Here is a 22721-nt window from a genome sequence, read left to right as displayed (position 1 = left end):
CCGTGCGTTTGGTCTTTTCGGGCGCGGCGGAAGGAGGAGTTTAGATGGTTCATAAGATCACCGTCGTCGGCGCCGGCGTGAGCGGAAGGGCTCTGGCGCTCTGGGCGGCCAGCCGCGGCGCCGGTGTTTTCGTGACCGATCATCGGGCGGAGATCCCCCGCGAGACGCAGGAGCTTTTCAGCAAGACGCGGATCCAATGGGAAACCGGCGGCCATACGCCCAGATGCTGCGAGTGCGACCTGATGGTCGTGAGCTCGGGCGTCTCGGAAAAATCGGATGCGGTGTCGATGGCCCGCGCAAAAAACGTGCCTGTGCAGGGAGAGCTCGACCTTCTCGCCCCGTTCCTGAAAGGAAAGATCATCGCCGTGACGGGGACAAACGGCAAAACGACCTGCACGGCGCTGATCGCCCACCTGTTGCAAAGTTGCGGTCTGAATGCCGTCTCCGTGGGGAACATCGGCGATCCCCTGGCGGCTCATGCGGACAGAAGCTATGATGCAATCGTGATGGAGCTGAGCAGTTTTCAGCTGCACTGGAACACGCAGCTCAGGCCGGACGTTGCCGTCCTGACGAATCTGGCCCCTGACCATCTTGATTGGCATGGCAGTTACGAGAGCTACAAAAGCGACAAGTGCAGGATCTTTCTGCCCCGTCAGGGGGAGTGCTACGCGGTGACGCATGACGTCGACGCGTTCCGCGTCCCGGCGGGACGCACCGTTTGTGCGTTGGGACGCGGCAATTTGAGGATCGACATGGACGACAGCGATGTGCTTCTGGTCGATCGCGAAAGACGCCGCCTGTTGTTCCGTAAAAGCTCATTGAAACTGCTCGGCGCCCATAATTTGGAAAATGCCGCCATGTCTTGTGCCGCCGTAGCGCTTGCGTTTCGCGACGTCGATCCCTCCGTGGGACTTGCCAGTTTCGAAGTCCTCCATCATCGCTGTGAACCGGTGGGCGAACACAATGGCGTCCTTTACATCGACGATTCCAAAGGGACCAACGTGGCCGCTGTGATCGCGGCTTTGCACAGCATCAGCGGCCGCAAACTCGTCATCCTTGGCGGCCAGGGCAAGGGCGAACGCTATGATGAACTTGCCCGCGTCGTGTGCGAAGAGACGTTTGCCGCGATTGTGATCGGTTCCGAAGCCGAAAAAATTTTTGCGGCGCTGCGGTCTGCCGGTTATCGACACGCCGTGCGGGCGAAGGATATGGGCGAGGCCGTGAAGAAAGCCTCGGAACTTGCCGGTCCCGGCGATAAAGTCCTTCTTTCTCCCGCCTGCACAAGCTGGGACATGTATCATAGTTATGAAGAACGGGGAGATCATTTTGCCCAACTCGTCAGAACACTGTTCTAACCAGATAAGGGATTCGTGGTTTTATAACCGCGACGCCGGCGGCGGGAGCGTTTTTGGGCTTTGGATTGTGCCCTTGATCCTTTCCACGTTAGGCGTTGTTGTAGTCTCGTCGATGACGGGCTGGGATCTTTCTTCGCCGGGATTGAAGCAGGCGCTGTGGCTCATGGTAGCTTTGACGGGATTTATCGTGGTGACGCAGGTGCCGCTGAGTTTCTGGTCGAGACACAGCGTTTTTTTGCTGGCCGTGGCTTTTGGGCTGCTGGCGATGACGGTCTTTTCTCCGTTGAAAGTCGTCGTCAAAGGGGCTTCCCGCTGGATCCGCCTCGGTCCGGTCAACTTCCAGCCGTTGGAAGTTGTGAGCTTTGTGATGATGATCCATCTTGCCAAAGTCTACATGCGGGTGGACGGCATGTGGAAAGCGCTGATCCTCAGCGGCATCCTGTTTGCTCCCTTTGCCCTGATCATCATGAAACAACCTGACTTTGGCGGTCTGCTGCTGCTCGTGGGCATCGTCGGCGCTCTTTTCATCGAACGGTACGGCATCCTGTTGCCATTGGTCACGGGAATTGCCGCGTCTCCGGTGCTATGGTACATGGCGAATTATGGATATCGCGCCGAGCGGATCGAAACATGGCTCGATCCCTGGACCGATCCGCTGGGTTCCGGTTATCAGGTTATTCAGGGACTGATCGCTTTTGCCAACGGGCGAATATGGGGCATCGGGCTTGGGCGGAGCCAGCAGTTCTTGCCGGAAGTGCATAACGATTTTATTTTCCCTGCTCTCGGGGAACAGTTGGGGCTTGTCGGCACGATGAGCGTTTTTCTTCTGTTTGTGTTTTGGACGCTGCGCGTCTATGCCGCATACAGAAAAGCGACGCCGGAACGGCGTATTCTCATTTGGGGATGCTGCGTCGCGGTACTGCTGCCGTTTTTCATCAATCTGGGCGGCGTCATGAAACTGATCCCTCTGACAGGCATGCCTCTGCCGTTTATCAGTTACGGAGGCACCTCGCTGGTATTCATGTGGGCAAGGATCGGTTTGCTGATCAGACTGATCAAAGAACCGATAGAAGACGCGTAGAGGAGGACGGTGACGTGACGTACAGAATCCTATTGGCGGCCGGGGGGACCGGCGGTCATATCATCCCGTCCATTGCTTTCGGCTTGTGGCTGCAGAAGCGGGGGGAGTCGGTTATTTGGCTCTCGGGCAGCCGTCCGCTGGAAGATGAAATTTATAAGGCTCATGGCGTAGTTCCTCAAAGATTGTCGCTGGAAGGTTCTCCTTTGGGCGTGTCCGGCCTGCGTTCGTTGACGCGCTGGAAGCACCTTTTCAGTTCTTTTTTCGAGGCGCGCGCGATTTTAAAGAAAGAACGGATCGACCGTTGTGTGCTGTTCGGCGGTTATCTTTCGATGCCCGTCTTGCTGGCGGCGCGTTGCCTCCATGTTCCCGTGCTCATGCATGAACAGAACACTGTGGCGGGAAAAGTCACCCGTTTTGCGGCCAGATGCGGTATTCCTGTCGCTTGTGCCTGGGAAGACTGCAAGGGACTGGACACGGCAAAAAAGATTGTGACGGGGATGCCGTTGCGCGAGATCCGTCTGATCGATAAAAAGGACGCTCAGAAACGGCTGCTGGGGACGTTTTTGAGGGATGACGAGAAATTGATTATTATTTTGGGCGGCTCTCTGGGGAGCGGCGGCCTGAGAAAAGTGCTGCAAGACGCACAAAATATGATAAAATCAACGAGTTGTAAAGTCCTGTGCATGGGCATCAAAGCCGAAGATCGTCCTTTCCCTGAAGCGCTGGTTCATGAAGCCTGCTGGGACATGACGACGGTGTTTTCTGCCGCGGACATGATCGTCTGTCGGGCCGGAGCTTCGACGCTGGCAGAGCTTCGGGCTCTGGGAATTCCGGTGCTCGTCGTGCCGTGGTTAAAAGCCGTTGGACAGCACCAGTTGAGCAATGCCCAATATTTCTCCAAATTGACGGGAGCCCCCGTCTTTTTGGAAGGCTCTTCACAGGAGCAGTTTCGCGCGGCCTTGCGGTCTGCCGCAGAGCGGCGCGTGAGCTGTGAGGATCTGAGTGCAGGCGCGGTAAAACTTTATGAAGCCTTGCGCAGCCTCACAGTTTGAAAGGGGAATCCCACGTGAGTCGAAAAAAAATAGATCTGGGCAGTATCAAGAACATCCACCTTATGGGTGTCGGCGGAGCGGGGATGAGCGGGCTGGCACTGCTTTTCCACGAGTTGGGCTTCAATGTCAGCGGTTGCGATATGGGACGCACGGCTTACGTCGAAAAGCTGGAGAAAGCCGGCGTAAAAATCCTTTACGGACACGACGTGCACCATTTGGATGAATGCAGAGTCGATTTGCTGGCGTACAGCAGCGCTATTCCCGCGTCCAATCCCGAGCTGGCCGAGGCGCGCAGGAAAGAGATCCCTGTGCTGCAGCGGGCCGAGCTGCTGAGCCTTCTTTTCGACTCCAAACGCGGCATCGGCGTGGCCGGAACCCATGGCAAAACGACGACGACTTCGCTGATCAGTTATATCCTTGAGCAGGCCGACATGCAGCCTACCATTGCGGTTGGCGGGGAACTTTGTGACATCGGATGCAACGCCAAGCTCGGCATGGGGGAGTATATGGTCGCCGAGCTTGACGAAAGCGACGAGTCTTTTGAGTATTTCCATCCTCTTTACTCCGTCGTGACCAACGTCGATTGGGACCACGTGAATCAGTATCCCGATCTTCAGGCCGTCATCGACGCTTTTGGCCGTTTCCTCTGCAACACCAAGGAAGGTGGCAAGCTTTTCCTGTGTGGGGAAGATGTCGGAGTTAAAAGGGTGATCGAAGCGCTTCCGGACGATTTGAAGAAGCGCGTGCATCTTTTCGGGCGCGACCCTTCGTTCGATTTTTACGCTGCGGATATCCAGTATCATTGCGGCGGCGGTTTGAACTACACTTTCCATGCGAAGGGCCGGAAAATGGGAACCATTGAGCTGGTGATTTCCGGCGAACATAACGTTCTCGATTCGCTTGCGGCGTGCGGCGTCGCTCATGAATTGGGAGTTTCTTTCGATATCATTCAAAAGGCCATGAGGATGTTTCACGGGGCGAAGCGGCGTCTTCAGCTGCGCGCCATGTGTCCTGGCAATATCCTGGTATACGACGACTATGGACACCATCCCCGCGAGATTGAGGCAACGCTGAATGCGGTCAGGCTTATGTACCCTGACCGTCGAATCCTGTTGATATTTCAGCCTCATCGCTACACGCGGACCCAGGCTCTTTTCGATCGTTTCGCAGAAGTGCTGGCCAGCGTGCCCCAGGTCGTGCTGCTGCCGATCTATGCGGCGGACGAGCAACCGATTCCCGGCGTGTCGTCCGAACTGATCGGCGCCACAGTGGCCAGACGCGGCGGAAACTGCGTCCTCGCTCAGAATAAAGTTGAAGCCGCTGAAAGAGTCCTGTCGTTGGTTCGTCCCGGCGACTTGGTCCTGACTGAAGGAGCGGGCGATGTCTGTGTGATTGGAGATCTGGTCGTTCAGGAGTTGAACAGGGGTTTCGCGTCGGCTCTTTGACGTCTTAAATTTTATGGGGGCGGGCAATGGGGAAAAGATTGCGGTGGTGCCTATACTCTTTTTTAACGGGATCTTTCCTGTGCCTGAACGATCATTTTCAACCCTTTCATCTGAAGTCGTTGCAGGTGGAGAATTTTTCGGCCGAGTTCGAGACGAATCTGCGCGATTGGAGCGAGTCGTTCCTGAATTTTCATCCGGCATGGCTTCTGGCAAAAAGCGAACTCAAAAGCTATGAGCGACAGTACCCCTTTACGATAGAAACGCAGTGGAACCCCTTTCGCGGCGCTCTGAAGCTGACCGCGGTCCCCTTTGTTCCGGCCATGAAAATCGTCTGGCAGCATGCCGAGTATCTTATCGCGCAGGACGGCGCGGCATGGCGCCGCGATCTGTGGGAGAAGGTGCTGACTGCGGAAATTCCGCAGCTCCCTGAACTTCGGGTGGGGAATTCGTTCCCCTTGCTTGAGGATCTGGGACTCAACGGAGTTACTCATTTGACGGTTTCGTATCAATGGCTTGATTCACTGCAGCAGACCCTGCTTTCCCAGAAGGACCTGGAAGCTTCCGACGTTGAACTGCTCCGCCGCGGCGGAGAAGATGTGATCGCCTGTGTTTTTGAAAACATGAGGACAAAAAGCCAGTCGTCTTTTATTGGAAAAGTGTCTCATCTTGAAAAAAGTCTCATCGTCGTGAGAGAATTGACTGGCGCGAAACCGGAACAAAAAACGTCGATCGACGCGACGTACGAGGATAAAATAATTATTAAGAAGAACAGCGTCATCCCTGAATGATGTTTGAGGGCAAAGGAGAGAGAATTCATGGGCAGAGATTCTGACATCCTGGTGGGACTTGATCTCGGTACGAAGAAAATAGCCGTGGCAGTTGCCGAACGAGCGCCGGAAAATCCCGATAAAGCGCAGATCATAGGCATAGGACAGGCGCCTTCCCGAGGTCTGCGCAAAGGCATGATCGTCAATCTCGATCAGGCGGTCAGTTCGGTCTCCGACGCTATCGCCGATGCCGAATCTATGCTCAGCGGTATAAAGATCAGCCGTGCTGTGGTCGCTTTCAGCGGCATCGACGTAAAATGCCACGTACTGAAGGGAAAGATTTCCCTGGGACGTTCGCCGCGCCAGATCATGGCCGAAGACATCGAACGGGTCATCGAGACGGCATTGAGCGAGCTCCAGCTGCTGCCGAGCAGCTGCTGTCTTCATTCAATTCCCATCAAATATGCTATCGACGGGAACAGCGGGATCGACAACCCTTTGGAGATGACGGGCATCCGTCTGGAGGTCGAACTGACGGCGCTCGTAATCCCTACTACCGTAGCGCAAAATGTGGTAAACTGTGTGGAAAAAGCGGGAGTCTCTGTAGTCGGTCTTGTTCTGAAACCTGTCGCCGAAGCTTTGGGAACGCTGAGTGTCGACGAGCGGTCGATGGGCGCTTCCCTTGTGGCGATCGGCGGCGGAACGACGAGCGTGTCGATCTTTTCCGAAGGACGTATGATCCACGCCGCGGAGATTCCCGTTGGCGGCGATCATATTACCAACGACATTTCCTGCGTCATGAAAATTCCCTTTGCGATTGCGGAAGAGCTGAAAAAGGATATTGACGTGGATCCGAAGGCGGAAACAGACGGATCGCTGACAGTGGAACACCGCGGCCGGAAGCGTGAACTCGGCAAGGAGGAAGTGGGGGAGATCATTGCGAGCCGTCTGGACGAACTTTTTGCCGACAGCGTCGTTCCCAGTCTCAAGGCTATCCAAAAAGCAGGGCTTCCCACTGATGTGATTCTGACGGGCGGCGTCGTGATGACCAAAGGTATCGTTCCGTTTGCCGATTCTTATTTGGGAACATCCGTGCGAGTCGGCGTGCCCGTGCTTCGGGAGGAGATGCAGCGAGGACGCAATGACTGCCGCTACAGTGCCGTATCGGGGATCATCGTGTATCTGATGGAAAGGAGAAAGAATCCCTTCGTATACGTGGAAGCGCCTATGTCGATCTTCAAAAACATTGCCCCCGGCAAATCTTCTAAGAGAATGAAAGGTGCAAGAAGACCTTCTCAGTCGCCCCTTAAAGCCTTTGCCCGCAATGCGAAAGAACTTTTCAGAGAATTATTCTAAGGAGGACCGGTTCCATGGACGACAGCGAGATCTTCTCGATCACCAACGATGCACCCCTTGAGGATGACGATATCAGTGCGTTAGTTCCTCGAGAAGTTATCAAGGTTATAGGTGTCGGCGGCGCCGGCGGCAACGCGCTGAATACGATCATTCGCAGCGGCATTGATGATGTGGATTTTATTGCCGGCAATACTGACGTTGCGGCGCTGCGGCTTTCGGAAGCCTCGTCGAAACTGATCCTGGGACGCAATCTGACCAAGGGGCGGGGCGCCGGTGCGAATCCCAGCGTGGGACAGGAAGCGGCTCAGGAGTCTGAAGAGGAGATCACGAACCTTCTTGAAGGAGCCGACATGGTCTTCATCACCGCCGGTATGGGCGGCGGGACCGGTACGGGCGCTGCTCCCGTGATCGCCGGCATCGCCAAGGAAAAGGTCGGCGCGCTGGTCGTCGCGATCGTTACGTATCCTTTCAGCTGGGAGGGGCCGAAGCGCATTCGGCAGGCGACCGAGGGCATCAGCAGATTGCGCGAGAAAGTCGACGCTCTGGTCATCGTACACAACGACCGCATCATCGAGCTTTCCGATAAATCGACGACGTGGCAGGAAGCCTTCAAGATGAGCGACGAAGTCCTTCGGCAGGCCGTTGCCGGCGTGACGGGCGTCATTCGCAAAATCATGCAGGTCAACGTGGATTTTGCGGACGTATGCACGATCATGCGCGACGCGGGGACGGCGATCATGGGAGTCGGCGAAGCCAAGGGCGATGGCCGTGTGCTCGCGGCGGCCCGCGCGGCGATGAACGGGCCGCTGATGACAGCGCCGATGAACGGAGCTTCTTCTGTGCTGTACTGCATCGAGTCCGGCGAGGATCTGAGCATTCTCGAGATGAACGAAGCGGCGAAGTTGATCTCCGCTTCTGCCCGCGAGGACGCGAACATCATCTGGGGACAGGGCATCGATCCCTCGATGGGCGATACCGTGCGCTTTACCTTGATCGCTACGGGATTCAAGGACATTCTTGCCGATAAGAACGACGCCAAGACGCAGGCTGGTTCAGATTCCGCCGGCTTGTTCGAGAAACAGAACCTGACGCCCAGCGACGTGGTTTCGGAAGAGCCGCACAGTATTTTTGAAGGGCTTGGCTCCGGACTTGATATCCCGACGACTTACAGACGCCGCAAAAAGTAACGAAGATTCTCGGACGGGGACAAGTCTGCTTGTCTCCGTTGTTGTTATGTCATGATTCTATGAAACTGAGGTGATTTTTATGGCAGCCAGATCAACAAGCCGTTTCAAGCAGAAGCCGGCTGTCCCGTTTGGCGACTTTATGCTGCCGATTCTTGGCGTTGTCGCGTTGGGCATTGTCGTGGTGGGGATCCGCCTTCTTTGGGCTCCCAGTCCTCCGAAGCCGACCGTTATCACACAGCCGCGCCCGATTGCCCAACACCAGAGCGCGGGGATCGTCGGGGACAAGAAAGACGGCGTGGTGACGAAAAAAGAGAAAATTGACAACGTGATCATCGCTCAACCCGTGCAGCGTAAAAGCGGCGGTCGGTCCCAGAACGAAGATCGCCCGGCCACGACAGGCGGCGAGGGAGGGGACAATGCGTCGTCGAAAAGCCCGTCACAACCGCGAGCTGCTCGTGTCGATCCCAAGAAAGGCGATGCCGCGCCAGGGGAAAACCGCGTCATTGTCCGCGGCGGCAGCATCGACAAAAGTCTGTTTATTATCCAGTGCGGTTCCTACACTGATCGCGCGGCGGCAAACGCCGTCGTTTCGTCGCTTCAGAAGATGGGACACAGCGCCGTGGTGCGCCAGGCGGAAGTGCGCGGCAAGAATTATTATCGCGTGATCGTGGCCGGCGGGCGCGAACGGGCGGTGGCCGACGAGATCGCGAAGGACATCAAGGCGGCGGGGCATCCGGTCTTAGTGCGGCAGAATCAGTGAGCGGCGAGACCATGCTTCCGAAAAAACTGCTGATCATCACGGGGCTGTCTGGCAGCGGAAAAAGCAGCGTGCTGCATCTTCTGGAAGATCAGGGCTTTTTTACGGTCGATAACATTCCTGTCGGTATGCTTCCAGGGCTGATCGGGATCTTGTCTCAGCATCCCAGAGCGCTGGAGAACGGCGTAGCGGCCGTGATCGACGTGCGCAGCCTCGATCTGCCGGATTGTCTGCCGCGCGTGCTCGACGATCTGAAACAGAAGGGCGTCAACGTTCAGATCCTTTTTCTCGAGGCGTCCGAGGATGTGCTGCTGCGCCGCTATAGCCTGACGCGCCGGCGTCATCCGTTGGGTTTCATGAATTCGCTGCTGGAAGGAATCGGCATCGAGCGCAAGCAATTGGCGCAGTTCCGGCGCATCGCCGACCGTATCATCGATACATCCGCACTGTCGAACGCCCAGCTTCGCGCCGAGATCTTCTCGATCTTGGCGCGCAATCCGGCCGGACTGCAGGTGACGGTCAGTTCGTTTGGCTTCAAGTACGGCGTGGCGCTTGACGCCGATTTTGTGTTGGACGTGCGTTTCCTCGTCAATCCTTATTACGTGGAGGCGCTGAAATATCTGTCGGGTCGTGACGAACCGGTGCAAAAGTACATCTACAACGATCCGATGGCCAGCTCCTTTTTACACCAGAGTCTGGAGCTTTTCGAAAACATCATTCCCGTGTACCACCTCAGCGGCAAAAATTATTTGCAGATCGCCATCGGCTGTACAGGCGGCCGTCATCGTTCTGTTTTTGCGGCTGAATGGCTGGGTGAGCGATTGGGAGGGATTGACGGCGTGGAGTGCCGCGTCAAGCATCGCGACCTCGAACGGGATGAACGGGGAGGGCGGAAATCATGACGCTTTTGTTCGCCGTGGCGCTGATCTTTGTCGGCGGCTGTCTGGCCGGCGGCGTGACCGTGTCTCTTCTGTTCCGCAACAGTCGCCGCGTGCGAAGTTTCATATCGAAAAGAACGAACGAACGGGAAGCGGCGGCGGCAGCCGTACAGCTCCGTCTCGCGGGAGGGCCCCATTTTGTGGCAGTCGGCGGCGGGACGGGGCTTTCTTCTCTCTTAAAGGGGCTGAAAGGCTATACGCGCAATATCGTCGCCTTGGTCACGGTGACCGACGAAGGGGGCAGTTCCGGACGCCTGGTGCGCGACTGGGGCATGCTGCCTCCCGGCGACATCCGCAACTGTCTGGTCGCCCTCAGCGAAAACGACGATCAGCTGCGGGCCTTCATGAACTTCCGTTTCGGCCAGGGCGATCTGAAAGGACATAGTCTCGGCAATCTGATCCTGCTGGCGGCGACGGAGCAGTCGGGCGATTTCAAAAACGCCGTGGAGCTCGTCAACAATTTGCTGGCGATCCGCGGCCGGGTGCTGCCGATCACGACGGAAAACGTCACGCTCGTCGCCGAGACGAACGACGGCGCGACGCTGCGCGGCGAACTGGCGGTGGCGGAGCGCGGACGCGACATTCGCAGCATCCGCCTCGAGCCTTCGGGCGTGAAGCCGGTGCGCGAAGCATTTTCGGTCCTTCACCATGCCGATCTGGTCATTCTGGGGCCGGGCAGCCTTTTTACGAGCGTCATCCCCAATCTGCTGGTGGAAGATTTTACCGCCGCGCTGCGCAAGTCGAAGCGCCCCGTCGTTTACGTTGCCAACCTGATGACTCAGCCGGGGGAAACCAGCGGCATGACGCAGCTCAATCACATTCAGTGGGTCGCCAAAGCGCTGGGACGTTACCCCGACGTGGTGGTTCTCAACGAAGACGTCATTCCCGAACCGCTTCGGGAAAAGTATCGCGCTCAAGGAGCGGAACCTTTGTCGCTGGGGCGGCAGGATGAAGAGTTTTTGATCTCGAGGAGCTGCCAGGTTTTCCGCGCTTCGCTGCTTCAGATCCAGGAGAGCGGCGTCGTACGTCATCACAGCGCCCGCCTGGCCGAGGCGCTGATGAGGATCAACCGCAAGCTGAACGGCGGGTATGAGCTATGAAGATCAGCACCGAGCAATGGGACGAATGGTTTCTGGCTCCCGTGACCGACGCCGTTTCCGCGGAGTCCGAGCTGTCCGGGATCGTCGCCTGCATGAACAGGCAGACCGTCGGGATCGAGGCGCGTATCTCCTCGTCGCGGCTGTGGGTCTACCGCCGCTTCCGCCGTCTCTGGCCGTATGTGCGCTGGAGCGGCGAAGCGGACCTGAGCGAGATCCTGCGCGTGCAGAATCGGAAAGTGGCGGTCGTTTTGCCGCAGTCTCTTTATAGGACGATTCTCGCAAAACGTCACCGCCGCGATTTCATCCGTTGGGCCTGGGCGCGCGGCGTTTTCGGCTGCGCGGGGAGCGTTTACAATCCCAAGCGGGGATATTACTGCATCATGCGTTTTCACGATGCGTCGGTGGCGCGCAGTATGAGCGAACTGCTGGAGGGCAGCGAGATTACCTTCTCGGCGCGGGATAAGGGAAACGTGCGCGAGCTGACGATTCGCGACCTTCAGCAGATCATGCGTTTCTGTTATTTTATGGGCATGTCGGCTTTGGCGCAGAACCTTGAAAAGCGTTCGATAATGCGCGGCAGCCGCGACTTGGCCAATAAGCAGGCCAATTGCGACAGCGCCAATATTCGCCGCAGCGTGAAAACTTCCCGCCAGCATGTGGCGATGATCGATTTTCTGCGCCGACTCGACGTGAAGCTGATCCCCGAAAAGCTGATCCCCCTGGCCCGGGCCCGGCTCGAGAATCCGGAAGCGACGCTGTCCGATCTTGGCGATCTGCTTCGCCCGCAGGTGAGCAAAAGCACCGTGAAATATCGTCTGAAAAAATTGCTCGCGATCGCGGAAGAGGCCGGTTTTGATCCGTCGAAGCGGTCCTGACGCGAAATTAATCGGCACGAATCTTGACAGCCGGCCGTTTTGCGCTTAATCTAAACACACGGTATGATGTCGCTTGCGAAAGCCGTTTTCCCGGCGGAGACGGCTAATAATTCTTAGGAGGCTGCTGCTATGAGCAAAGTTCGAGTTGCGATCAGTGGTTTTGGCAGAATTGGCCGTCTTGTTCTTCGTGCCATGTCGGAGTACGACAAAAAAGGTCTTTTTGAGGTTGTCGCCGTTACGAGGCACAGCGCGTCGGCCGACCAGATGGCGTATCTTTTCAAGTACGATTCCGTGCACGGCCGTTTCAACGGCACGGTCACTTCGGAAGGCGACTCCATCGTCGTCAACGGCCAAAAGATCCTCTGCGTCACGCCCGAAAACGACGTGTATCCCTGGAAGGAACTGGGCGTCGAGCTGGTCATCGAAGCGACCGGCAAGAACGTGACGGCCGAAAAGGCCGGGGCCCATATCGCCTGCGGCGCCAAAAAGGTCGTCATCACCGCTCCCGGCAAGGGCGACGGCGTGGCGACGTTCGTCATGGGCGTCAACGAGGAAAAGTACGATCCCGCCAAGGACCATATCGTTTCCAACGCGTCCTGCACGACCAACTGCCTGGCGCCGATCGCCAAGATCCTCAACGACGCGTTCGGCATCGAAAAAGGATTGATGACGACCGTCCACTCTTACACGGGCGATCAGAACCTGGTCGACAAGTCCCACAAGAAGAGCAACTACCGCGCCCGCGCGGCGGCCTGTTCCATGGTCCCCACCACGACCGGCGCCGCCAAGGCCGTGGCGCTCGTCATCCCGGCCCTGAAAGGCAAACTGAGCGGCATGGCGCTGCGCGTGCCCACGCCCGACGTTTCCATCGTCGATCTGACCTTCGTCCCCGGCCGCGCGGTGACGGCCGACGAAGTGAACGCGGCCGTGAAAAAGGCCGCCGCGGGCGCCATGGCTCCCTACGTGGGATACGTCACCGACGAGTGCGTGTCCGCCGACTTCATTCACGACGACCGCTCCAGCATTTTCGCGCCCGATCAGACCATCGAGATGAACGGACTCGTCAAAGTTTTCGCCTGGTACGACAACGAGTGGGGCTATTCCTGCCGCTGCGTCGACCTGGTCAACTACGTGATCTCCAAGGGGCTGTAAAATGCTGAGACTGCGCGGAATTTCCGAAGCGCCCCTGGAGGGCAAAAAAGTTCTGATCCGCGTCGATTTCAACGTGCCGTTCAAAGACGGCAAAGTCAAAGACAACTCCCGCATCGTCGCTCATAAAAAGACGATCGACGCGCTGCTGGCCGGCGGCGCGCGGGTGACGATGATCTCGCACTTCGGGCGTCCCAAAGGGCAGGTCGTGCCGGAGATGTCGCTGGGGCAGATCCGCGAAGACGCGGAAAAGGGGCTGGGGCATCCGGTGCGTTTCGTTCCCGAGTGCGTCGGTCCCGAGGTCGAAGCGGCCGTCGCGGCGCAGAAGCCCGGCGAATTGTTGCTGCTGGAGAACTCGCGCTTTCACGCCGAGGAGCAGAAGAACGATCCCGAGTTCAGCAAGATGCTGGCCAAACCGTTCGACCTGTTCGTCATGGACGCTTTCAGCGCTTCGCACCGCGGCGACTGCACCACCGAAGGCGTCGCCCGCGTGCTGCCCGCCTACGCCGGCTTTTTGATCGCCCGCGAGGTGGAAGCGCTCGAGCGCGTCAAGTCCGATCCGGAAAAACCGTATGTGCTGGTGCTGGGCGGCGCGAAAGTCTCCGACAAGATCGGCGTGATCGAACGCATGCTCGACACGGCCGACACGATCCTGATCGGCGGCGGCATGGCCTTCACCTTCCTGTCCGTGCAGGGCGGAACGATCGGCAGATCGCTGTACGACGCCGAGCACGTGGATTTTGCCAAAGACGTGCTGGTGCGCGCCGCGGCGAAGGGCGTGAAGATTTTGCTGCCGACGGATGTGATCGCGGCCGCGGAGATCGGCGACGAAGCGCGCTGTTCCGTGGTTCCCGCGTCGTCGGTGCCCGACGGTCTGATGGGACTGGACATCGGCCCGGAGACGGCCAAAGCGTTTGCGGCTGAAATAGCGAAAGCCAAAACGGTGCTCTGGAACGGCCCCATGGGCGTGTTCGAGAACAAACCGTTCGCCGCCGGCAGCCGCGCCGTGGCCGAGGCGATGGCGGCGGCGACCGCCACGGGCGCGTTCACCGTGGTTGGCGGCGGCGACACCGCCTCGGCCGTGAAGAAATTCGGCCTCAAAGACGCGATGTCCCACGTGTCCACCGGCGGCGGCGCCAGCCTCGAATACTGCGAGGGCAAAAGCCTGCCCGGCATCGCCGCGCTTGAAATCGAATAATTTGGAGAGTACAATCGCCCCGGGAAAAGGTTCCCGGGGCGATTTTTGTATGTGGGGGAAGCGCGACGATGGATCTGTGTTCATGTGACCTATGCCCGCGCCGTTGCGGCGCGGACAGGCAAAACGGGCAAAAAGGCTGGTGCGGCGCCGGCGAACTGGCGCGCGTGGCGCTGGTGTCGCTGCACCGCTGGGAAGAACCGTGCCTGACGGGCGAAAACGGCGCCGGAACGGTTTTTTTCTCCCACTGCACCATGAAGTGCGTCTTCTGCCAGAACTACGACGTCAGCCACCGGGGAAAAGGCGTCGACGTGAGCGTGGAACGCCTGGCCGAAATCTTTCTCGAACAGCAGCGGCGCGGCGCCGCCTCGCTCGATCTGGTGACGCCGACGCACTACGTGCCGCAGATCCTCGCGGCGCTCGATCGGGCCAAACGGCATGGATTTATCCTGCCGGTCGTGTACAACTGCGGCGGCTACGAGCTGCCGGAGACGATCGAAGCGCTGCGCGGTTCCGTGGACGTGTTCCTGCCCGATCTGAAATACTGCGCCGATTCTTTGGCGCGGCGATACTCCAACGCTCCGGATTATTTTCGATACGCTTCGGCGTCGATCGAGAAGATGTTCGAGATCACGGGGCCGTTCGTGATGAAAGACGGGCTGATGACCCGCGGCGTGCTGGTGCGGCATCTGATTCTGCCGGGACACTCCCGCGACAGTTTCAGAGTGCTGGATTATCTGTGGAATACCTTTGGTTCGGACATCTGCGTGAGCCTGATGAACCAGTTCACGCCCATGCCGCAGGCGGCTTGCTGCCCCGAGCTGAACCGCCGCCTGATGACCTGCGAGTACGACAAGGTGCTGGACCACGCCGAAAAGCTCGGCATGGAAAACTGTTTTATCCAGCGCGGCCACACGGCGATGGAAAAATTCATCCCCGTCTTCGACGGGCGCAACGTCGCCCGCGATGAAGAAACGTAAACGCAGCGGCAGGAAGAACGGCGCGGTTCACCGCGTCTTCTTCCTGCCGCTGCGTTATTTTGCGATGGCGGGTAAAAAAACGGCGCGGCGTTGACATAATGTTGAGAACGATGTTATTATTATTTCTATAATATGTTTTGCTTCCAAAGGTGCCGCGCCGCCGAAAGAGCGAGTACGGCTGCATCAAGCGCCGTACTCGCTCTTTCGGCGGCGCCTTTTCATTTTTCGACAGAGAGGTCGTGGCGATGAAACCGCTTATGGATAAGCAAAAATCTTCCTGTGTCGTCATGAAACAGAATCAGGCCGGACATCCGCTCGTGAGCGTCGTCGTCCCCGTGTACAATGTGGAAGAATATCTCGAAGACATGCTGCGGAGCGTTTTGCGTCAGTCGTTGACGCAACTGGAAGTGATCTGCGTCAACGACGGCTCGACCGACGCTTCGTTGGACGTGCTGATGCGCTGGGCCGCCGAGGAGCCGCGCATTTCGGTGCTGTCGCAGGAAAACGCCGGACCGTCGGCCGCGCGCAACCGCGGGCTTGATGCCGCCCGCGCTCCGTACGTCTTCTTCATGGACGGCGACGACGTTCTCAAGCCCGAGGCGCTGCAGGCTTTGTATGAACGCATGGAAGCCGGCCGGCTGGACGTCCTGTATTTCAACGCGGAGTGTTTCGCCGACGAACCCGCCTATGAAGCCGAGGTCGAGCGCACGCGCGAGTACTACCGTCGCGTCCGCGAGTACCCGGCCGTCGTCGTCGGCGAAGAGCTGCTTGGCGCGATGCGCGCCAACGGCGACTACGTGCCCGTCGTGTGGATGCAGATGATCAGGCGGGATTTCCTGCGGAGCGGCGGCATTCGCTTTTACGAGGGCATCGTCCACGAAGACGAGCTCTTTTCCTTTATGGTGATGTTGGAAGCGAAGCGCGCCGCTCACCTGCCGCAGATCCTTTATCTGCACCGTATCCGCAAAAATTCCATCATGACCAGCCCGGTGAAAATTGCCGACGTCTGGTCTTGCTTCGTCGTCTGGGAAGAAATACGCAAGCTGCTTTCGCAGCGGGCTCTTGCGGAAAGCGCCGCCAAAGCCGCGCGCGATATCGTCGCGTCGATTCGGCGTACCGGCGCCAAACGATTCTCGACGCTGTTGCCGCAGGAACGGGCACGGGTTGAGCAATTGCCGATAGAGGAGCGCTTGCGTTTCAGGCTTTTTCTCGCCGATAAAGCGTTGCCTCGGGGGGCGGCGAAGGTCTCCGTGATCATTTCTGTCTGCGGCGAAGAAAGCGATCTGTGCTGGACTCTCGACAGCGTACTCGCCCAATCGCTGACTGAAATCGAGATCATCTGCGCCGAAAGCGGCGCGCCGTCGGCGCTTCTGCGTGAATGCGCCGGACGGAGCGAACGCGTCAGGATCGCTGCGTTGCCCGGTCTGACGGCGGGAGCGGCGCGCAACGCGGGGCTCGAAGCGGCCGCGGGCGAGTACGCGATCTTTCTCGACGCCGGGGACAGGCTGCTGCCCGACAGTTTGCGGCGGCTGTACGATGCGGCTGTGAAAAACAAACTGGATTTGGTCAAAGGGGCGGTGCGCCTGAAGGACGCGCGCCGCGGCGAAACGGAGCTGCCGGCGCCGTGGAGCTACCGCGACTGCCCGAAACTGTGGACGGCCGCGACCTTTGCCGAAGCGCCGCGCGAGCTGCTCGAGACGGCCGTTTCTTTCTACGGGCTGTACCGAACCGAGTTCGTGCGCCAAAACGGCCTTGCGTTTTCGCCGCTGCCGGACGGCGGCGAACGCAGCTTCTCCGTGGGCTGTCTGACTGCGGCGCAGCGTCTGATGATCACCGACATTCCCGTCGCCGAGCACCTTGCTGCCGAAGCGGAATCGCCGTCCTTCGAACGGCAGATTGTCTCGTATGCCGCGATTCGCGAGTTGGCGGCCACACTGCCGCAGGCAACGGCGCGCCTGGTTTGCCAGTGGGGGCTCAATCGCGTTTTCGAAGAATATTTCCGTCGGCTGGAACGGGGAAAAGACGTTTACGCCCTCCACGAACGCATCAAAGAGTTCGTCTGGTGCCTCGACGCAGACGACGTCGGCGAAGATTTTATCGCGGCGTTTGCGTACAAGGAGCATTTCTGGACGCTGAAAAATCTGTGTCTGCCGCCGCGCTTTGAGGGACGGCACGGCATCGCCGCGGAGGCGCGCCCGCTCGTCACGGTCGTCATGCCCGTCTTCAACGCGCAGAGGTATCTGTGCGAAGCGGTGGAGAGCGTGCTGAGGCAGTCGCTGACTTCGTTCGAGCTGCTGTGCGTCGACGACGGTTCGACGGACGACACGCCCAATATCCTGCGCGAATACGCCGCGCGCGACGGCCGGATCGTCGTGATGACGCAGGAACATGCCGGCGCCGGCGTGGCGCGTAACCTAGCGCTGGACGCGGCGCGGGGCGAATACGTGACGTTCCTTGACTCCGACGACGCGTTCGACGCCGATTATCTGCTGAAGATGACCGACCGGGCGCGCTCGACTCGGGCGGACGTCGTCGTGGGAGGAACGTACCGCTGGCAGGGCGGCGAAGCGGCGACCGCCGAACCGTCTTCGTTGCGGCTGAACCTGCTGCCGCGCGACCTGCCCGTGTTTTGCTGGCGCGACGTGCCGCAGTATATTTTCAATTTTTACGACGGCGGTCCGGGCGGCAAGCTGTTCCGTCGCGATTTTATCGACTCCCTTCAGCTCCGCTTTCCGGCGCTGTCGCGCGCGGAAGATATCGTCTTTGTTTATACGGCGCTGGGCGAAGCCTCGCGGATTATCGCGTACGACGCTCCCGGGTACCGGCGCCGCGTCAACAATCCGCGCAGCCTCGAACACACCAAGGACGAATCGCCGCTGGCCTTTTGGGAGGCGACGAAACTGTGGAAGCGAAATCTGGCCGCGTCGGAATGCTGGCCGCAGGTGAAGCAGAGCTTCATCAACAGCACGCTGGATCGCTGCGCTTACAATCTGCGCATGGTCGGTACGCTCGACAGCGTGTTCAGGATCCTGCGCGAGCTGAAAGCGCAGGCCAACGAACTGATGGAGCTTGACCGGCGCGATCGCGGCTATTTTTACAATCCGACGAATCTGGATTACGTGACGCGCCTGCTGCAGTACGAAGACGAAAGCGAGTATCTGTTCGCGCGCTGTCGCCGCCTGGACGGACTCGAACTCCAGCTTCGGAACGTGAACGCGCGCTGCGCGAAGCTCGAAAAAGACCGGAGCCTCGCCGCGCAGGAAGCGTCGCGGCGTCAGGCAGCCGAGAAAGAGCTGTCGGCGGCGCGTTCACAGCTGCAAAAGGAAACAACGCAGCGCCAGGCAGCCGAAAAGGAACTGTCGTCGGCACGCTCACAGTTGCAAAAAGAAACATCACAGCGCCAGACAGCCGAACGTGAGGCGGAGACGGCGCGCAACCAGCTGCGGACGAAAGAAAAAGTGATACATGATCTCCAGCGCAGCGTTTCCTTCCGCCTCGGCCGCATCCTCACCTGGGCGCCGCGCAAAGCGCGCGGCGGCGTTCGCTGCTGGCGCGATCACGGATTGGCGCACACTCTGCGCCGGGCTCTGCGGCATCTGGGCCTGAAAAAATGACCGAAGCCTTCCCGCGAATGGCGGGCAGTCGAACCGCGTGCAACGAAGAAAGAGCGGGAACGTTTGCTCGGGAGACGCCGCCGAATTGTCTTTAGCCGCGCAAGGGTGTAGGAATCTCCAATCTTGCGCCGGAGCGCTTGAAGCGGGGATTGGCGATCTGTTACAATTGCCGGCGGTGTGAAGGAATTTCACAGATCACAAAATCAAGATCCGGAGGAAATTTTGAAATGAAAAAAGCGATTTTGGCTCTTTTGGCTGTGGCCGCCCTTCCCTTCGCCGCTCAGGCTCAGGTCGTCGACGCGGTGCAGGCCGACGGTTTCGGACTGAAGCTGGTGTACCCCGCGGTGCACGTGGAAAACGCGAAAGTCCAGGAGATGATCAACAAGGATATCGCCGCTTACGTTGACGGCATGAAAGCGAAGTACGACGCTCAGAACGACGTGTCCATGAGCTACGCCGCGAAGTTCGAGGACAAAAAGTACGTCTCTCTCGTCATGAGCGCGTCGGTCATGGAGCGGGGCGCGGCCAATCCCGAGAACTTTGAGCACGGCGTGGTGTACAGCAAGGTCACGGGCGAGCGCGTGCCGCTGAGCGCTTTTGTCCGCGTCAAGAGCGTGAATTCTCTTGTCAAGAACCTGAAAAAGGGCGCTTGGAAACTTTACGATCAGGAAGGCAAGGCGATCGCTTTCAACCCCGAGTTCGTTCCCGAAAAGCTGAGCGACGAGTTCTATCTTGCCGACGCCAAGACGGTCGCCGTGATCTATCAGCAGGGCGATCTGGCTCCTTATTCCGAAGGCGCGACGCGCGTGATCTCGAAACGTCGTTGATCGCGGCGTGAAAAACGGATAACGCAACCCCGCCGCGGGCGCGGTTCTGTCTCTTCACAGAATTGCGCCCGCGGCGGGGTTTTTGCGTTCGGGCGGCGCCGGAGGAATGGAAAATTTGCCGCTTTTTGCCGGTACCGCCGAATCGTCGCCGCCGGCCGTGCCGGTGGTTTTCGTTTACAAAAAAGGGCTTTCCCCTCGAGCGGGGAAGCCCTTTTCGCGTCCATTGCCAATCAATGATTGAACGACCTCTGCAACGAAGATTCACCAGCGGAGACTATCCCAAAAACGCCAGGAACGCCTCGGCTTGTTCGTGCAGGAGACGGAGCTGTTCTTCGGTGAAGACGACCTTGTCGGTCTTGAAGGCGTCCATGTTCACGGCGACGCCCGTGCCGCCGCCGGGCATGACTTCCGCGCGCATGAACTCGAGCAGCTCGGTCAGCCGCGCGCGCGAGTTGGCCGTGGCGTTCTTGCCGCCGGCGCCGCTGATCGTGACCTTTTTCTTGTACGTCGCGGCGCTCTTGTAATCGCCCTGCACCGTCGGGCGCGAAAGCCAGTCGAGCAGGTTCTTGAGCAGGCCGGGAAAATTGAAGTTGTATTCCGGCGTGACGATCCACACGCCGTCCGCGGCCGCGACCGTCTCGCGGACGCGGCGCACCGCCTCGGGCGCGGGCCATTCGATGTCCTGGTTCATGTAGGGGATGTCGTCGAACCGCAGCGTGGAAACGTCGGCTTTCCCTGCCAGTTCGGAAGAGATCACCTGAGCCAGCTGGCGGTTGAAAGAGTTTTTTCTCAGCGAACCGATAACGAGCAGAATGCTGCGCATGAAGTCCCTCCTGCGGCCGTTCCGTCGGAAAAATTACAGCGTCAACGAAGGCGCGGCATAAACGCGGGCGAGGAGCTCCTGGTTCAGCGCGTACAGACCCTTGGGATCGGAACCGAAGAGCGAGAACTTTTTGATCAGGTCTTCGGCGTTCTTTTCCTCTTCGCCCTGTTCCTTGACGAACCAGTCGAAGCACTGCATCGTGCGGTAGTCGTTGACGTCGCTGGCGGCCTTGTATATTTTGTTGATCAGGCTGGTGACGTACTGCTCGTGCTCCAGCGCGAACTTGAGCGGGTCGTCGAGTTTTTTGTACACCTTGTCGGGCTTGGCGATCTCGGAGAAGGTGACGAGCTCGCCGTTGTTCTGAAGGTAGGTCCGCATCAGCATGGCGTGGTCGCGCTCTTCCTGCGCCTGCACGTCGTACCAGTGAGCGAAGCCGTCGAGCCCCTGATCGTAATAGTAGTTGGCGAAATCCAGATACAGATACGCCGAGTAGAATTCTTTGTTGACCTGTGTGTTGATCAGTTCTTTGACTTTTGCATCCAACATGATATTTTCCCCCTTGAAATTTTGAAGCGATTCGAAAGAACGCCGCGATCCCCGCGGCATGTTAAGTATAGCATCTTTGTCGGAGTTTGCAACATCGCAAGACGCCGCGGCGTGCCGAGCCGGCCGAACGATCCGTCGTTTTCGACGGGGATCGGCGCGCCTGCTGGCGTCGCGGTTTTTGACGGAGAGGGGGACTTTCGTTGTTATAACAACATACATGCCGAGCCGTTCATGATACATTACGGACAGAAAGGGAAAAAAATTGGCCGCGAGGAGGCTGAACGTGATGAATCGAGCGTTTTCCATCGCCGAAGAGCATCCGCCCAGAGACGGCATGACGATCTCCACTGTGTCGGGCCTTCGGGCGGAAACGAGAATTTCGTACTTTTCGCTGGGCAGGGAAACCGACATCAGCGCCGAGAGCTATCCGACGGAGACGCTCTGCATCGGCGCCGGCGGCACGGGACGTTTTGCGCTCGGCGCCGGGGCGGGCGGAAAAGAGGTCGAACTCGGCGAAGGCGAAGCGCTGATCGTGCCCAGAGACACGCTCTGCGGGATCGCGGCGCGGGAAGGATTCGTTTACACGGAAGTGATTGCGAAAGGAGAATTGCAGATGAACGAAGCGGTCAAAACGGGCGAAGTGTTCAAACTGGCGGAGCTGGCGCCGTATGAAAAGGACAGCGTCGTCAACGTGGACGTGGTCTCCAACGAGGGATTCAAGTTCGTGGTCATGGCCTTCGACGAGGGCACCGGCCTTTCGCCGCACCGCGCGCCGGGCGACGCGCTGATCTTCGCGCTGGAAGGCAAAGGCGTGATCGGCTACGAGGGGCAGGATCACCCGATCGAGGCCGGCGAAAATTTCCGCTTCGCCACAGGCGGTCTGCACAGCGTCACGGCGAACGGCAAGTTCAAGATGGCGCTGCTTTTGACCTTGAAGTGAGAAACGCCGCCGGAGGAGGACGAAGATGAGCTACGAAACGTGGCGGGACAAGACGAACGGCTTCCGCAAAGTGGACGTGCGGCACCTGCAGGGAAATTTCGCCGCCGGTCTGATCCAGGCGGCGGCCAAGCTCGAAGTGGCGAGGGGCTGGAGATTGTGCAGACGTTCGAACCGCATCCGCTGTACGCGGCTTTGGAGAATATCGGTTTCGAACATCACACGGAGCAGACCGCCGAAACGGAGTTCCACGTGTTTTTCTGCCGCACGGAGAAAAAAGAGGGCGAAGGAGCGCCGTTTCGGCCTCTGGCGCTCCTGAATTATCCGATGATCGACGAGAAGCTCGGCAAGATCGCCGTGGACTTCTGGGAGACCACCTGGCAGAGCCCCAGGCGGACGCTGCCGTACGAGACGCGGCTGCTCCTGTCGCTCGCCAACGCGGCAGGCGCCGGAAGGATGCGGCAGGCCGCCCGCGAGCTGGTCAAAGCCTACGCGCACGGCCTCGACTCGGCGGCGCTGGACGACGTCTTCGAGCTGCTGGCGTGGAACCAGGGCATCGGTTTTTTCAGCTCCGAGATCGGCCCGTCGCCGCTGTTTCAGGCCTACAAACTGATCAAGACGCAGGAAAAGCAGGGCAAAGAACGGAGCGAGATCTGCCGCGCGCTGAAAGAGAAGTTCGGCGAGAAGAATCCCGAGATCGGCGTCGTGTAAGCGTTTTTTTGCGGGTAAAGCCCTTT

At 58.9% G+C, this 22721-nt stretch carries 20 protein-coding genes; 18 read left to right on the top strand and 2 right to left on the bottom strand.

From position 1 onward, the window contains the following. Nucleotides 1–44 precede the first annotated feature (44 nt). The 16 genes from murD (at nt 45) to B0D78_RS02215 (ending at nt 19678) form a co-directional block, all read left to right on the top strand. Nucleotides 45–1355, top strand: a complete 1311-nt coding sequence (gene murD, locus B0D78_RS02290; RefSeq protein ID WP_078015367.1) for a UDP-N-acetylmuramoyl-L-alanine--D-glutamate ligase — start codon at nt 45–47, stop codon at nt 1353–1355. 67 nt (nt 1356–1422) lie between these two features. Further along, nucleotides 1423–2436, top strand: coding sequence for an FtsW/RodA/SpoVE family cell cycle protein (locus B0D78_RS02285; protein ID WP_233543428.1), 1014 nt, complete (start codon nt 1423–1425; stop codon nt 2434–2436). Continuing rightward, nucleotides 2379–3488, top strand: coding sequence for a UDP-N-acetylglucosamine--N-acetylmuramyl-(pentapeptide) pyrophosphoryl-undecaprenol N-acetylglucosamine transferase (locus B0D78_RS02280; protein ID WP_168169966.1), 1110 nt, complete (start codon nt 2379–2381; stop codon nt 3486–3488). The genes B0D78_RS02285 and B0D78_RS02280 overlap by 58 nt, the downstream gene beginning before the upstream one ends. A gap of 14 nt (nt 3489–3502) precedes the next feature. Further along, the gene (murC, locus tag B0D78_RS02275; RefSeq protein WP_078015364.1) at nt 3503–4933 is read left to right on the top strand and encodes a UDP-N-acetylmuramate--L-alanine ligase; all 1431 of its coding nucleotides are present in this window, start codon (nt 3503–3505) and stop codon (nt 4931–4933) included. Between the two features lie 26 nt (nt 4934–4959). After that, a complete protein-coding gene (locus tag B0D78_RS02270; protein WP_143521682.1) occupies nt 4960–5721 on the top strand; it encodes a hypothetical protein in 762 nt (253 codons plus the stop codon). 27 nt (nt 5722–5748) lie between these two features. Further along, the gene (gene ftsA, locus B0D78_RS02265) at nt 5749–7056 is read left to right on the top strand and encodes a cell division protein FtsA (RefSeq protein ID WP_078015362.1); all 1308 of its coding nucleotides are present in this window, start codon (nt 5749–5751) and stop codon (nt 7054–7056) included. Between the two features lie 14 nt (nt 7057–7070). Then, the gene (ftsZ, locus tag B0D78_RS02260) at nt 7071–8243 is read left to right on the top strand and encodes a cell division protein FtsZ (RefSeq protein ID WP_078015361.1); all 1173 of its coding nucleotides are present in this window, start codon (nt 7071–7073) and stop codon (nt 8241–8243) included. Between the two features lie 139 nt (nt 8244–8382). Continuing rightward, nucleotides 8383–9003, top strand: a complete 621-nt coding sequence (locus B0D78_RS02255) for an SPOR domain-containing protein (RefSeq protein WP_205948247.1) — start codon at nt 8383–8385, stop codon at nt 9001–9003. A gap of 11 nt (nt 9004–9014) precedes the next feature. Continuing rightward, nucleotides 9015–9902, top strand: a complete 888-nt coding sequence (rapZ, locus tag B0D78_RS02250; RefSeq protein WP_078015446.1) for an RNase adapter RapZ — start codon at nt 9015–9017, stop codon at nt 9900–9902. Further along, nucleotides 9899–11038 (top strand): gluconeogenesis factor YvcK family protein, encoded by a 1140-nt coding sequence (locus tag B0D78_RS02245; RefSeq protein ID WP_078015359.1) that lies wholly within the window; start codon nt 9899–9901, stop codon nt 11036–11038. Before rapZ ends, B0D78_RS02245 begins: the two co-directional genes overlap by 4 nt. Beyond that, on the top strand, nt 11035–11913 hold the full coding sequence (gene whiA / locus B0D78_RS02240; protein ID WP_078015358.1) for a DNA-binding protein WhiA: 879 nt from the start codon (nt 11035–11037) through the stop codon (nt 11911–11913). Before B0D78_RS02245 ends, whiA begins: the two co-directional genes overlap by 4 nt. Before the next feature lie 129 nt (nt 11914–12042). Beyond that, nucleotides 12043–13065, top strand: a complete 1023-nt coding sequence (gene gap, locus B0D78_RS02235; RefSeq protein WP_078015357.1) for a type I glyceraldehyde-3-phosphate dehydrogenase — start codon at nt 12043–12045, stop codon at nt 13063–13065. Between the two features lies 1 nt (nt 13066). Next, entirely contained in the window at nt 13067–14260 is a 1194-nt protein-coding gene (locus B0D78_RS02230) for a phosphoglycerate kinase (RefSeq protein WP_143521681.1), read from the top strand. Between the two features lie 68 nt (nt 14261–14328). After that, nucleotides 14329–15237, top strand: a complete 909-nt coding sequence (locus B0D78_RS02225; protein ID WP_078015356.1) for a radical SAM protein — start codon at nt 14329–14331, stop codon at nt 15235–15237. Between the two features lie 287 nt (nt 15238–15524). Then, nucleotides 15525–18851, top strand: coding sequence for a glycosyltransferase (locus B0D78_RS02220; RefSeq protein ID WP_168169965.1), 3327 nt, complete (start codon nt 15525–15527; stop codon nt 18849–18851). 227 nt (nt 18852–19078) lie between these two features. Continuing rightward, complete coding sequence (locus B0D78_RS02215; protein WP_078015354.1) at nt 19079–19678, top strand: DUF3298 domain-containing protein; 600 nt, start codon at nt 19079–19081, stop codon at nt 19676–19678. Nucleotides 19679–19952: 274 nt separating this feature from the next. Here the strand turns inward: B0D78_RS02215 and B0D78_RS02210 are convergent, their stop codons facing one another. Further along, nucleotides 19953–20501 (bottom strand): NADPH-dependent FMN reductase, encoded by a 549-nt coding sequence (locus tag B0D78_RS02210; RefSeq protein ID WP_078015353.1) that lies wholly within the window; start codon nt 20499–20501, stop codon nt 19953–19955. 33 nt (nt 20502–20534) lie between these two features. Next, nucleotides 20535–21047: a ferritin gene (locus tag B0D78_RS02205; protein WP_078015352.1), complete on the bottom strand. Its 513-nt coding sequence runs from the start codon at nt 21045–21047 to the stop codon at nt 20535–20537. Between the two features lie 286 nt (nt 21048–21333). On the opposite strand from B0D78_RS02205, the gene B0D78_RS02200 reads away from it, so the two are divergent. After that, entirely contained in the window at nt 21334–21987 is a 654-nt protein-coding gene (locus B0D78_RS02200; RefSeq protein ID WP_078015351.1) for a cupin domain-containing protein, read from the top strand. 156 nt (nt 21988–22143) lie between these two features. Further along, complete coding sequence (locus B0D78_RS02195) at nt 22144–22695, top strand: hypothetical protein (RefSeq protein ID WP_240496094.1); 552 nt, start codon at nt 22144–22146, stop codon at nt 22693–22695. The last annotated feature ends 26 nt before the right edge of the window (nt 22696–22721 follow it).

Origin of the sequence: Pyramidobacter sp. C12-8, from assembly GCF_002007215.1 — a bacterium.
GTDB lineage: Bacteria > Synergistota > Synergistia > Synergistales > Dethiosulfovibrionaceae > Pyramidobacter.
This window is presented reverse-complemented; position numbering and strand designations above follow the sequence as displayed.

Excerpts from the sequence above, each read along its gene's own strand:
- murD (WP_078015367.1), top strand. The coding sequence starts at position 45 with ATGGTTCATAAGATCACCGTCGTCGGCGCCGGCGTGAGCGGAAGGGCT.
- B0D78_RS02270 (WP_143521682.1), top strand. The coding sequence starts at position 4,960 with ATGGGGAAAAGATTGCGGTGGTGCCTATACTCTTTTTTAACGGGATCT.
- ftsA (WP_078015362.1), top strand. The coding sequence starts at position 5,749 with ATGGGCAGAGATTCTGACATCCTGGTGGGACTTGATCTCGGTACGAAG.
- ftsZ (WP_078015361.1), top strand. The coding sequence starts at position 7,071 with ATGGACGACAGCGAGATCTTCTCGATCACCAACGATGCACCCCTTGAG.
- B0D78_RS02255 (WP_205948247.1), top strand. The coding sequence starts at position 8,383 with ATGCTGCCGATTCTTGGCGTTGTCGCGTTGGGCATTGTCGTGGTGGGG.
- rapZ (WP_078015446.1), top strand. The coding sequence starts at position 9,015 with ATGCTTCCGAAAAAACTGCTGATCATCACGGGGCTGTCTGGCAGCGGA.
- B0D78_RS02245 (WP_078015359.1), top strand. The coding sequence starts at position 9,899 with ATGACGCTTTTGTTCGCCGTGGCGCTGATCTTTGTCGGCGGCTGTCTG.
- whiA (WP_078015358.1), top strand. The coding sequence starts at position 11,035 with ATGAAGATCAGCACCGAGCAATGGGACGAATGGTTTCTGGCTCCCGTG.
- gap (WP_078015357.1), top strand. The coding sequence starts at position 12,043 with ATGAGCAAAGTTCGAGTTGCGATCAGTGGTTTTGGCAGAATTGGCCGT.
- B0D78_RS02230 (WP_143521681.1), top strand. The coding sequence starts at position 13,067 with ATGCTGAGACTGCGCGGAATTTCCGAAGCGCCCCTGGAGGGCAAAAAA.
- B0D78_RS02225 (WP_078015356.1), top strand. The coding sequence starts at position 14,329 with ATGGATCTGTGTTCATGTGACCTATGCCCGCGCCGTTGCGGCGCGGAC.
- B0D78_RS02220 (WP_168169965.1), top strand. The coding sequence starts at position 15,525 with ATGAAACAGAATCAGGCCGGACATCCGCTCGTGAGCGTCGTCGTCCCC.
- B0D78_RS02215 (WP_078015354.1), top strand. The coding sequence starts at position 19,079 with ATGAAAAAAGCGATTTTGGCTCTTTTGGCTGTGGCCGCCCTTCCCTTC.
- B0D78_RS02210 (WP_078015353.1), bottom strand. The coding sequence starts at position 20,501 with ATGCGCAGCATTCTGCTCGTTATCGGTTCGCTGAGAAAAAACTCTTTC.
- B0D78_RS02205 (WP_078015352.1), bottom strand. The coding sequence starts at position 21,047 with ATGTTGGATGCAAAAGTCAAAGAACTGATCAACACACAGGTCAACAAA.
- B0D78_RS02200 (WP_078015351.1), top strand. The coding sequence starts at position 21,334 with ATGAATCGAGCGTTTTCCATCGCCGAAGAGCATCCGCCCAGAGACGGC.